The organism is Schlesneria paludicola DSM 18645 (genome assembly GCF_000255655.1).
GTDB lineage: Bacteria > Planctomycetota > Planctomycetia > Planctomycetales > Planctomycetaceae > Schlesneria > Schlesneria paludicola.
The window spans coordinates 2,271,900-2,283,480 of the sequence record NZ_JH636434.1 but is presented as its reverse complement, the minus strand read 5'-3'; the positions used below and the strand labels follow the sequence as shown (position 1 = coordinate 2,283,480).

The 11,581-nt window shown below is 56.2% G+C and carries 9 protein-coding genes; 4 read left to right on the top strand and 5 right to left on the bottom strand.

Annotation, left to right across the window (positions count from 1 at the left end; all coding sequences use genetic code 11):
• Positions 1-8: 8 nt before the first annotated feature.
• Positions 9-809 (bottom strand): segregation and condensation protein A, encoded by an 801-nt coding sequence (locus OSO_RS0111240; RefSeq protein ID WP_010583443.1) that lies wholly within the window; start codon positions 807-809, stop codon positions 9-11.
• A 695-nt stretch (positions 810-1,504) separates the two neighbouring features.
• Between OSO_RS0111240 and OSO_RS43085 the strand changes: the two genes are divergently transcribed.
• Positions 1,505-2,722, top strand: coding sequence for a sulfotransferase family protein (locus tag OSO_RS43085; protein WP_010583442.1), 1,218 nt, complete (start codon positions 1,505-1,507; stop codon positions 2,720-2,722).
• 145 nt (positions 2,723-2,867) lie between these two features.
• Here OSO_RS43085 and hemQ read toward each other — a convergent pair whose 3' ends face one another.
• Positions 2,868-3,713 carry a hydrogen peroxide-dependent heme synthase gene (gene hemQ, locus OSO_RS0111220; protein WP_010583441.1) on the bottom strand — a complete coding sequence of 282 codons (846 nt, stop codon included), beginning with the start codon at positions 3,711-3,713 and terminating at the stop codon, positions 2,868-2,870.
• Between the two features lie 45 nt (positions 3,714-3,758).
• On the opposite strand from hemQ, the gene OSO_RS0111215 reads away from it, so the two are divergent.
• Positions 3,759-4,052 carry a hypothetical protein gene (locus OSO_RS0111215; protein WP_010583440.1) on the top strand — a complete coding sequence of 98 codons (294 nt, stop codon included), beginning with the start codon at positions 3,759-3,761 and terminating at the stop codon, positions 4,050-4,052.
• Positions 4,053-4,075: 23 nt separating this feature from the next.
• Complete coding sequence (locus OSO_RS0111210) at positions 4,076-5,923, top strand: ABC transporter ATP-binding protein (RefSeq protein WP_237729274.1); 1,848 nt, start codon at positions 4,076-4,078, stop codon at positions 5,921-5,923.
• 210 nt (positions 5,924-6,133) lie between these two features.
• Here the strand turns inward: OSO_RS0111210 and OSO_RS0111205 are convergent, their stop codons facing one another.
• The 3 genes from OSO_RS0111205 to OSO_RS0111195 are packed head-to-tail and all read right to left on the bottom strand — an operon-like array spanning position 6,134 to position 8,720.
• Entirely contained in the window at positions 6,134-7,090 is a 957-nt protein-coding gene (locus OSO_RS0111205) for a class I SAM-dependent methyltransferase (protein WP_010583438.1), read from the bottom strand.
• Between the two features lie 59 nt (positions 7,091-7,149).
• Positions 7,150-8,082, bottom strand: a complete 933-nt coding sequence (fhcD, locus tag OSO_RS0111200; protein ID WP_010583437.1) for a formylmethanofuran--tetrahydromethanopterin N-formyltransferase — start codon at positions 8,080-8,082, stop codon at positions 7,150-7,152.
• A 29-nt stretch (positions 8,083-8,111) separates the two neighbouring features.
• Positions 8,112-8,720 carry a 5-formyltetrahydrofolate cyclo-ligase gene (locus tag OSO_RS0111195; RefSeq protein WP_010583436.1) on the bottom strand — a complete coding sequence of 203 codons (609 nt, stop codon included), beginning with the start codon at positions 8,718-8,720 and terminating at the stop codon, positions 8,112-8,114.
• Between the two features lie 202 nt (positions 8,721-8,922).
• Here OSO_RS0111195 and OSO_RS0111185 point away from each other — a divergent pair, with 202 nt between their 5' ends.
• Positions 8,923-11,514, top strand: a complete 2,592-nt coding sequence (locus tag OSO_RS0111185; RefSeq protein ID WP_010583434.1) for an excinuclease ABC subunit UvrA — start codon at positions 8,923-8,925, stop codon at positions 11,512-11,514.
• Positions 11,515-11,581 lie beyond the last annotated feature (67 nt).

Sequence of the window (11,581 nt, the reverse complement as noted above, 5' to 3'; positions counted from 1 at the left end):
GCAATTCGTTACGGTTCGACGTCCGATACAGTCGTGACAAGTTCCGTCGGTTGTTCGACCGGCGCGTCAATCGCAGGGGTGACCGTCGGTGGCAAGACATAGATCTCGCCATATTCCGATGGTTGCTCGGCTCGGAAGCCGTGGTGACGCAAAAGCTCCAGGATCGCCAGGAAGATCCCCACAACCTTGCTGCGCAGATTGCTTCCTTCGAAGAACTCGCTGAACGGCACCCGACCGCTTTCGCGGACACGAAGCCCAATCCGCTCAACGTAGACCGAAATCGGCGTATCGTCATAGCGGATACTCGACGTTTCTTCGACAACCTTCTTCTGGATCACGCGTGAGAGCGCGCTGACCAGGTCCCACAATTCAACCTCTTTGATCGAATCGGCGGAAGGATCTTTACCCACCGTCGGACGTTCATCGCTCAGACGCGGGTAGCGCTCCTGCCATTCGGATGCCTGTTGCTCGAGAGCGAGCGACGCATCTTTGAACCGCTTGTATTCAAGCAATTGCTGAATCAACTCGCCTCGTGGATCATCGGCCAGTGGCATCTCTTCTGGCGGTTCTTCGTCGGCACGTGGCAGTACTTGTCGACTTTTGATCTCGATTAAGGAACTGGCAAGAACGACAAAGTCGCCGATCAGATCGAGATCTAGAAATTGAAGGACATCGAGAAATTGCAAAAACTGCGTCGTGATCTTTGCAATGGGAAGACGCGTAATGTCGACCTCGTTCCTGCGAACGAGGTACAGTAGCAGATCCATGGGTCCGCTGAACAAATCCAGTTGAACGCGATAGTCCGCCATATTGAGCCGATTTCCGCAAACTGGAGCAGTTGAATTGCGTATTTGCTAATCCTGCGAATTCGCGGGTCTCTTCGTTATCGGCAGAAGAGTTCGCCTTCGGCCAGCTTGACGGAGAAACTGACAAACTCAACCCAGATAGCCTATACTCAATGGTCCGTTGGCATCAGCTGGCCCCGTTGTAAATCGTCGTCAAGAGCAAAGGCGCGCCTGATCATCGCATAAACCATTTATCATTAATACTTTGCGTGACATGGGTGTGTTTGGCCGTGTATATTGCATCGGTGCTATTGTGCGCCCGACAAATTAAGGATCTGGCATAACATTCGCGTACGCTTTGGCCTGCTGACGAATTTGGTCGGAACCATGAAAAACGTGCGACATGACCGGATAGCCGACCGATACGAAGAGGTGCGAATTGAACGAAATCGTCATTCGATGCTTCTCAGTCGATTCATGAGCCGGCCGGACTTGTCCGAGGCAACAGAAACTGCAGAAGCGAAACGATTTTCAGATTCATTGCATCTCGAGAATGTCAGGGTCGTTCTGTTCTGCGGAACGATGCCAATCTGAAATGACATTCGTTGATTGCCAACTGGCGTAGGTGGCCGCCCCTGAAGACTCGCATGCGTGGAGCTGTCGTGTTAAGTTACCCCAAATCTACAGACCCACAGCAACGCAATACGGAATTCTGTCGAGTGGCACCGCCGACAAAACCACAGACCTCGCCTTCAGCGGCTCCCAATTGTGGTAGTAATGACGGCGCGAAATTTGATCCACAGGGATTCTTCAGCGTCTGGCATGGGTCATCCGTTCGAACCTGGATCAAGTTGCTGGGAACGCATCCGCCGATCCATTGGAGTCGTCTGCACAAAGTCGCGACGATCTCGGCGTTCAGCCTGGTGAACTCGTTCCACAATGTCATCGAGTCCGCGATCTTCGGACGAAAGATTGCCGCGCAAACGATCGATCACGCTCCCGTCTTCATCTTGGGGCACTGGCGCAGCGGGACCACGTTGCTTCACAACTTGATGACCCTTGATCCTCAATTTACGTTTCCAAACTTGTATGAAGTCATGTTCCCGGCAAATTTCCTGCTGACGGAACGTGTGGTCACATCAATGACCAGTTGGCTGATCCCCAAGACGCGTCCAATGGACAATGTCGAAGCGGGATTCCATATGCCGCAGGAAGACGAAGTCGCGCTGTTGCTGCTGTCAGGTCTGTCGCCGTATCTGATGTTGGCTCATCCAACCGACCCGACAAAGTACGAACGTTATTTCGAATTGAAAGATATTCCGCCCGCCGAACTGGCGGAGTGGAAAGAACGTTTCATGTACTTCGTCAAAAAATTGACCATCAAGCACAACAAGCCAATCGTTTTCAAGTCACCGACGCACACCTACCGGATTCCGGTTCTGCTTGAGATGTTTCCGAACGCCAAGTTCGTCTACATCTATCGTGACCCCTATGCGGTTTACAGCTCCAGCTTGCACCTCCGGCGAACGCTGTTTGCCGAAAACGGTCTCTCGAAGATCGTGATGAACGAAAAGATGCAAGAAGATACGTTGAAGATGTACACGAATTGCATCGAAACGTATGAGCGAACGCGGCATCTCATTCCGGCCGGTCGTCTGCATGAAATGCGGTTCGAGGATCTCGAAGTCGACCCCTTGGGCGAAATGCATCGTGTCTATCAAGGGCTGAACCTGGACAACTGGGAAACCATCGAAGCGGCCATCAAACAGAAGCTTCCTGAATTAACCCGCTATCGGAAGAACTCGTTCAACATGGACGAGAGCCTGATGCGAAAAGTCTACGAACGCTGGAAGGTGTCGTTCGATCGCTACGGCTATGCCAGTCGCCTTCCCGAAACTCAGGCCACAAACGAATCCGCGGCGGTCAAAGCCGGATAGGTTCCAAGGGAACTGACAATTTGTCCCTTGGGCCGCGTGACGCAACTCGTTGGAAGCTCTCGCGGCGTTCCTTCGGCTGAGAGGACATGTGCTGCAAGACATCGGTCTGCAGCACATGCCACAATGTTCCACTGACACCATCGCCCTAAATCTGCAGATGATCCAGAGCATCTACAGGTGGCTTGATGTAACTCAAATAAAACGGTCCGAATTCGGCATAGCGCGCCGACGCCGTATCAAACCGCATCGTATACACGATTTCTTTGATGTATTCAGGGTTTCGTCCCCAAAGCGTGACGCCCCATTCCCAGTCGTCCAGTCCCGTCGACGCCGTAATCAACTGGCTGACGCGTCCGGCGAACTTGATTCCACTTGTCGCGTGCTCGGACATCATCGCCGATCGGCTGCTGAACGGTTCCATGTACCAGTTGGCGGCCGGGTGTCGAATCTTGTTCATCGGGTAGAAGCAGGTTACCGGCCAGTTCGGAAAATCAGGGCACAGCCGCTGACGATTCATCATGGGCAGTCGCTGACCGTAGGCGTTCAGCTTCGCGGTATAGGCAGGATCTTCCAACGACATCCCTTCGTCGCGGCGCAGCTTGTCACCGTACTGTTCGAGCGTTGGCACATATTCAGAGACTTCGGTAATCGAGACAAACGAATACGTCGGCTGCAGCGCACATCCCAGTTTCGATGCGCGAATGGCCTGTCGAACTCCATCGATCAACAGGGGATCGGTGTCCATGATCATGAGGCTCAGATCGGCCTTATGGCCCGAGACCACCGAAGTCTGTAGTCGCTGGGGGGCTCCTGGCCGCTCAGGGTCCAGCAAATGCACGATCGATTCTCGGCCCTCGGCCAGATCGCTTTCAGAAAGCTGCCGAAGCGCCGCCTGATCCACGCGGTAGTAAATGTGCAGGCAGTGCCAGCCTTGTGCAAGTTTGACGGATGGTTCGGGCAGTGATGCAGGGGGATGATGCGGACGGTTCACAGCAGTCTTTCTGAGCAAAAAAGAGAAATGGGCAGGATGACCAGCATGCTGCTCATCAACGCGATCGATGGACTCGAAAATCCCGTTGCAAATCAATGGGAATCGGGGCGTCTCTGGCCCGTGAACGTTTACGCGAGCCTCCCATGCGACATGGGTGTCAATGGTGCGTCGCACGATGACCGATTTGTACCACGCGATCCGCCCGTTCGCCACGGCGGCACGCGACTCGACCGGCTCAATAAAACGTCATGGTCACCGTCCTCACCTTGCCAAATCACAAACAGCGATTCTACAACTCATCATGAGTTCTGGTCCGAGATTGCGATCGATCTGACGTGATGAGTTTTAAGGTGAGTCAATCTGTGACTGCTGCGACGCCGGTTTCCGTCAAACCCTCTGCGATCAACAACGATCGCGCGGAACTCACCAAGGTCACACGGCGTGATGAAGATCACCTCGAGACGCGGCCGCTCGATTTTCGCCTGATTTCACGCATGATTGGCTACATGCGGCCTTACGCCGCCAAGCGAAACTGGTTGCTCGTGGCGGGGGCATTGCGCGCATTTCAGTTGCCGGCATTGTCCTGGGTTCTCGCATCGGTCATTCACGGACCAATCGAACGCGGCGATGTTGAAGGTGTCGTCTGGGGCGCGATTGGCTTTGGATTGCTGGCGATTTTCACGCAGATCACGATGCACTTCCGACAAAGGTTGGCGCTCGAAATCGGTGAGGCCGTCGTCTTCGACCTGCGAAATGCCGTATTCGCCCACCTGCAGCGAATGCCGATGAGCTATTTCCACAAGACGAAAGTCGGTCGGATCATCAGTCGAATGATCTCCGACATCGAAGACGTCCGCGTGGGGGTGCAGGAAGTGATGTTCGTCAGCCTGGTGGCACTCGGACAAATGCTGGTCGCGGCGGCCTGCATGGTGTGGCTGGGTAAGGTTCTGTTTCTGATCGTGCTGGGACTGGCGCCCATTCTGTGGGGGATCAATCGCTACTTTCACAGCAAGTTGAGCAACCTCTTACGGCAGATGCGAGAATCATTCAGCCGCATCACGGCGACATTGGCAGAATCGGTTCTGGGCATCCGCGTCACGCAGGGCTTCGTCCGCCAGGATGAGAACGCGCGCATGTTCGGCGATCTCGTGACCGATCATTCGCGGTACAATACCGCCGTCCAGCATGCACATGGACTTTTCCTTCCATTGCTCGAACTGAACACGCAGATCTTCGTTGCGCTTCTGCTCGTAATTGGTGGCTGGAGAGTGCTGCATGGAAACAGTCACACGAACGTTGGTGACCTGGTCGGTTTCTTCTTCATGGCAAACGTCTTCTTTTCGCCTCTGAATATTCTGGGCAATCAGTACAATCAGGCGATGACGGCGATGGCCGGCGCCGAGCGGTTGTTTGAACTGCTCGACCAAGAGCCCGAATGGAAAGACGCTTCTGATGCGATCGATGTCGGGGACGTCCGTGGACGAGTTGAGTTTGTGAATGTCACTTTCGGTTACGATCCCGAACGCCCGGTGCTAAAAGAGATCAGCTTCAAGGCGGAAGCGGGACAAACCGTGGCACTGGTTGGCCACACCGGTAGCGGTAAGACATCGATCGTGAATCTGCTCGCCAAGTACTATTTGCCGCAATCCGGAACGATCCTGATTGATGGACGAAGCCTGGAGCAGATCCGCAGTGAGTCGTTGCATCGCCATTTTGGATTAGTCCTCCAGCAGAACTTCTTGTTCCAGGGAACGGTCGCCCAAAACATTCGCTTCTCTCAACCTGCGGCCACCGATGATGAACTCAAGGCGGTCTGCCGAAAGCTCGATTGCCTTGATTTAATCGAAGAGCTGCCACGTGGCTTCGACACCCAGGTCGGTGAACGAGGGACTCGGCTTTCATTGGGGCAGCGGCAGATGATCTGTTTTGCCCGTGCCATGATCGCCGATCCGAGGCTACTGATCTTGGACGAGGCCACCAGCAGCATCGACGTCAAAACGGAGCAGCGCCTGCAGGCGGCGCTTGCAGAACTTCTTCGCGGCCGCACGAGCTTCGTGGTGGCGCATCGACTCAGCACGATCCGGCATGCGGACCTGGTACTGGTTCTCGATCATGGGCGGATCATCGAACGAGGGACCCACGACGAACTCATCGAACAATCGGGCCACTACGCTCGCTTATTCGAGCGATTCTCACGAGCGGCAGGTTAAACGGTGAGTTGCCATAAAGGGGACTGGTTCCGCCAGATGCCCTCCCCCTTATGCCAACTCCATTGTTTCAACCAGGCGCGAGCTCGGAAACGAGGGGAATTTTGGTCGTCATCACCACACTCGGCGATGAAATCAATACGCCGTAAAGACACCCGCACGCTCGGACCAGTCAATCCCTGCTGAACGGTGTGGCCCCCCAGAAGAGCACGCTCAGTTTGCCGACTTCTCGCCCGTGACATTCACTCCGCTGCCGATCAACAGATTGTGCTCATACACCCAGCGATACATACGCCCCGATTTTTCCGGAGGCAGGACGCGCAGGTTCACGAACCCGGCTGCGTCAAACCACGAGCAAAGTTCCTCCACGGTATGATGATACTGGTACTGCGGCGCGAACCAGTCGAATGTGTCACACACGCGATTCTCGTGATTCGGATGGGCGCTGAAGTTGACGACTTTGTTGAGCGTCTTGTTCACGACCGGCAGCCCTCCCAGCCACGCCCCCCATTCGCACCAACGCTCCAGTTTTTCCGGTGCCATTCGGGTCGTGCGCTGACGCAGCGCGTCATTAATGCCTTCTTGCCACCATTGGTTTTGACGATAGAGCCAAACCGAGTATCGCCCACCCGGCTTCACCATTTTGGCCACGGCATCAAACACCGACTTTGTATCGGCGTCGTGATGCATCACACCGATTGAAAACACAAAATCGAATGATGCAGGGGCGAATGGTAGCTGCTTCAAATCGGCCTGCACGAAGTTCACGCTCGGTAGATGCGCACAGAGCTCGCGGGCTTTCAAGACGGCCGCCGTATGATCGGCCCCGATCACCGTCGCACCCGCTTCGCCGCATACTTTGCTATAGCGGCCACCGCCGCAACCCGCGTCGAGGATCCGAAGCCCGATCAAATCACTTAGAGACGTGCCCGTCTTCGCCTGGAACGTCGCACGATCCTCGTCATCGTGAGCGACCTCGTACTTGTTCCATTGTCGACCGAAACTCGCCAGGTGCTGATCGCGTGTGAATCGCGGGATGTCGTCGACAACCGGATCGCGCGAATGGCACACCGAGCATTCAAGCGAATCGGCAACGAGTCCCAGTGCGGCGCCGCATGCCGGGCACCGCAACATGGGTAACAAATTGCCGAGGTTGTTGATCGAGGCCATTGAAGTTTCATGCAGATCGAAAGGTTCAGAGGCATGACGCGGCCAGTTCGACCGTCCGTCTACGAGTGCAGTTCCGGTCGAAGATAGATGAAGCTTTTTCCCAGGCGGCCGCCATAGTTTCCGGCAGAGATCTTCGTGAGACCAGGTGAATCCACCGTCGCGGCGATGATTGCCTGAGTCGCGGCCGAAACGGTCGCCAGATCGCGGCCGTTGATGATGATTTCCATAATCGATTCCGTCCCGGGGGGGACCTGCGATTGCTCGCCAAGCGTCTCTCGAAGTGTCGGGCAGAACGGGTGATTCGTACTCGCGAACATAAAGGAATACGCGCTGCCAGCCTTGGACCCGCTTGCGGCAATTCCACCAGGAAAAGGCGCGATCGTGCCGGGAACCCGCGCCAGCGCTGCGACACCACGTTCGGCCGCGGCCAGCGACGCATCAACCGATTCCGCGAAGAACCAGAGGTTCCCGCCCATGATCCCGTCGGCAAATCCGAAACGGCGATCAAGGACGAATTCGCCACCCATGATTGGAATCACCCACACCTTGCGGCCATGTCGTTCCGCTCGAAACTGATGTCCGTCTCCGAACAGGGCGATCTTGCGCCCCAGTTTAAAATACGGATCAGTGTCGAGCAGATTGAAGCAGGCCGCAGTCGGACAGGTCAGGATGTTCTGGCTGATTCGATGCAGCAACACTTTCTCGAGCAGCTTTTCACGGTCCTTTTTGAACCGGGGAACATGAAACTGCACAATCGCGCCGGGACGTCCATCGGGAGTCGCGAATTTCTCGTCTCCGCCGGGCCCGACGTAACGATCGACGCCTGCTTCGCATTCGCAAAAGATACTGCTCGAGGCATGCCCTGTTGCGGCCTGAATGGCATGGTCCAGCCAGGTTCGATCGCGTGCCGTGATCAGGATTTCGGCGTAGATGCTGCGAAAGCCTTCAGCATAGGTGTCATCAACAACGGCGCGGGTTGGCGAAGTGCTCACGGGAAAACTCGAAAAGGAATGTCTGAGAATTAGCGACGACCCAGGCCATCGTAAACGGCCTTCTCGGTCACGACCTTGTCCATGTAGACGTCATGGTCCTGCATGGGAATCTCGTCGAACATCTGACATTCGAATGCCAGGGCGACGAGCGGCGTGTCTGGGCGGGCATGTTCCAGAAGCTTGTCGTAGTACCCTTTACCGTGTCCGGTCCGACCGCCACGTCGATCAAATGCAACGCCTGGAACGATGATGAGATCGATCTCTTTGACATCGACCTTTTTTGCCGCGACCGATCGAAGCTCGTCTTTCGGCTCGAGAATCTTGTACATCCCGATCGCGAGTTCATCATTGTTCTCGAGATGGAACAGCTCAAGCTCGCCTTCGACGCAGTAAGGCACAATGATCTTCTTGCCGCCTGCCAAGGCATTTGTCAGGTCGTTCCGCGTCCGAACTTCGCTGCGGACGTCAATATAAAATAGTACAGTCTTCGCATTTTGGTATTCGGGCATCGCCATGCACCGAGCCACAATCTGCCGACTGAGGTCGTCCTTGTTTTCCTGGGCGTTTCGATTGGCATGGGCCTGTTCGCGAATCTGTTGTTTTCTCGCGGATGAATCGGCGACGGGTTCAGCGGTCATCGGTATCGAATGCTCCAGCAAAAATCACGAAATCCCATGAATCAGGACAGGATAACACGGAAGCCGGACGCGACCAATCAACAATCATGAAATTCATCGCCCCCCGGACGACCGTCAGGTTCACTCCAAAATGCGGTAGACTCGGCAGCGTTGACACGCTTCCCCACGGACCTGACATTCTCTCGTATTTGAACCCCTGACGATGGCCGCACAATTGGAACTCAACACGATAGTCCCGAGCAATGCTCCCTCCGCGATTCGCGTTCTTGGTGCGCGGACGCACAATTTGCGCAATATTCATGTTGAAATCCCTCTGGGAAGCCTGACCGTCATTACCGGCGTCAGTGGCAGCGGAAAAAGCTCGCTGGCATTTGACACGATTTTCGCCGACGGTCGCTACCGGTATTTGTCCTCGACCTCGGCCCATTCGCGTGAACTCCTGCAGGCGGTCGACCGGCCCGATGTCGATCTGATCGATGGACTTCCTCCGGTTCTGTGTGTGGAACAGTATGCCCGCGGTGCCCGGCGTCGGGCGACCGTCGCGACGACTTCGGAAATCCACGAGTATCTGCGGTTGTTATTCGCACGGGCCGGACAATTGTTCTGTCCCACGTGCCATCAGCCTGTTACGGCGCAGTCGCGCGCTGCCATCGTTGCGCAGGCACTTCGGTCCGAAGATCGGAAAAAAGTGATCATCCTGGCCCCCGTCATTCGCGAGCGTGCAGGAACGCACGCGGACGTGTTCGCGCGGATTGTCAAGGACGGATTCGTCAGGGCACGCGTCGATGGGGTCGTCTGCGACGCCACCGCGCCACCCGAGCTCGCAAAATCAACGCCTCACAACATCGAAGTCGTCGTTGATCGTCTGATCGTGAAAGAGGGAATCGAAAGTCGGCTCGAAGAATCGATCGATCTGGCACTGCAAATGGGCCACGGACAATGTGTGCTCAGTCATGAAGTGGATGGTGGCTGGGAAGACCGCCTCTATAGCAGTCGGCTGGCCTGCAACACGTGCGGAACTAGCTTCACCACGCTTGAGCCTCGCACATTCAGCTTCAACAGCCCCGCAGGAGCCTGCCTTGACTGCCAGGGGTTGGGAACCGTCGAACAGCCGGATGGTTCAGAACACATCTGCCAAACATGTGAGGGAACTCGCCTGGGCCCGTTGCCGCGCGCCGTGCGGATCGGGGGTGTCAGTATCACCGATTTCTGTTCCATGGCACCCGCACGCGCCATCGCAATCACCCAGGAATGGCGAGACCACTTCAATCAGTCGCTGAAGGCCAACGGGGATGACACTCGTACGTCCGTGGTAAAAACCGCCGCCCAATTCCTCCTGCCAGAGATCGCGACTCGGCTGCAGTATTTGATCGAAATCGGTTTGGACTACGTGACACTTGATCGGGCGAGTGATTCCTTGTCGGCGGGAGAATACCAGCGGGCAAGGCTTGCGGCATGCCTGGGCGGCCAACTAACGGGTGTGTGCTACATCCTTGATGAACCAACCGCCGGGTTGCATGTGCGCGATACGCATCGATTGCTGCAGACGCTGCACCGCTTGCGAGACGAGGGGAATACCGTGGTGCTTGTTGAGCACGATCTTGATGTGATTCGCAGCGCGGATTATGTCATCGATCTCGGCCCGGGCGCCGGACCGCTGGGCGGATCGGTACTGGCGGTCGGAACTCCGGAATCTCTGATCAAGAACCCCGCGTCGATCACTGGGCCATTCCTGGCCAGCGAATACGGGCGGGCGACACCATCGACGACGACCTCGATTGGAGGGGCGTCGTCGTCCTCCTTGCCCGGTACACCGCCCGGTGCGGCGTCGATTCGGCTCCTCGGAGCGACGCTGCACAACTTGTGCGAGTTGAATGTCGAGATTCCGCTCAATCAGATCGTGTGCGTGACGGGTGTCAGCGGTTCTGGCAAGTCGTCGCTGATCATGCAGACGCTGGTTCCCGCAGTACGCCGTGCACTGGGTGAACGAATTCCCGAGGGGGGCCCATTTCAATCGCTGTCCGGAACTGAAGCTCTGATGCGGCTGATTCGAGTCGATCAATCGCCGCTCGGACGATCCTCACGCTCCAGCCCGGCGACGTACTCGGGAATTTGGGACGGTGTCCGGCAAGTCTTTGCACGAACAAAAGAATCGCGACTACGCGGTTTCGATGCCAGACGTTTCAGCCTGGCGGTTCCCGAGGCCCGATGCCCACGGTGTACAGGGCGAGGGACACTCCCGGTGGATGAAAAACGATTCTCGGATTGGGAAACGAAGTGTCCAGACTGCAATGGACGCCGTTTTTCGCCGTCGACACTCTCGGTCCGTTATCGCGGCTTGAATGTTGCCGACGTTCTGGATCTGAGCCTTGCCGATGCGGCCCTCTTTTTTGAGAATTTTTCCCGTCTGGCCAAGACGCTCAACCTGCTGAATGAACTGGGGGTCGGATACTTGAAGCTGGGCCAATCGACTTCCACGCTCTCGGGCGGCGAGTCACAGCGCATCAAGTTGGGGGTTGAGCTGGCAAAGACCACGATTGAAAAGCAGACCACCCTTTTTGTCCTCGACGAACCCACATCGGGCCTTCATGCGGCGGATGTGGCGCTGCTGATTCGGGTTCTGAAGCGATTGGTCTCTGAAGGACACTCCGTCCTCGTCGTTGAACACAATCTGGAATTGATCGCCGCTTCCGATTGGGTCATTGATGTGGGACCGGGATCTGGCCCCAGTGGCGGAACAATTGTCGCGGTTGGTGAGCCACCGACCGTGCTGGAGGCTCTGCGCCGCGTCTGATTCGGACGCCACGTGTCTGAGCAGATCGTCAACCAAAGTGCCGGTGGCACCGTCCAAACAGACGTGA

Bases quoted from the DNA above. Each gene is read 5' to 3' on its own strand.
- OSO_RS0111240 (WP_010583443.1), bottom strand. From the start codon at position 809: ATGGCGGACTATCGCGTTCAACTGGATTTGTTCAGCGGACCCATGGAT.
- OSO_RS0111195 (WP_010583436.1), bottom strand. From the start codon at position 8,720: ATGACCGCTGAACCCGTCGCCGATTCATCCGCGAGAAAACAACAGATT.
- OSO_RS0111185 (WP_010583434.1), top strand. From the start codon at position 8,923: ATGGCCGCACAATTGGAACTCAACACGATAGTCCCGAGCAATGCTCCC.
- OSO_RS0111205 (WP_010583438.1), bottom strand. From the start codon at position 7,090: ATGGCCTCGATCAACAACCTCGGCAATTTGTTACCCATGTTGCGGTGC.
- OSO_RS0111215 (WP_010583440.1), top strand. From the start codon at position 3,759: ATGCTGCTCATCAACGCGATCGATGGACTCGAAAATCCCGTTGCAAAT.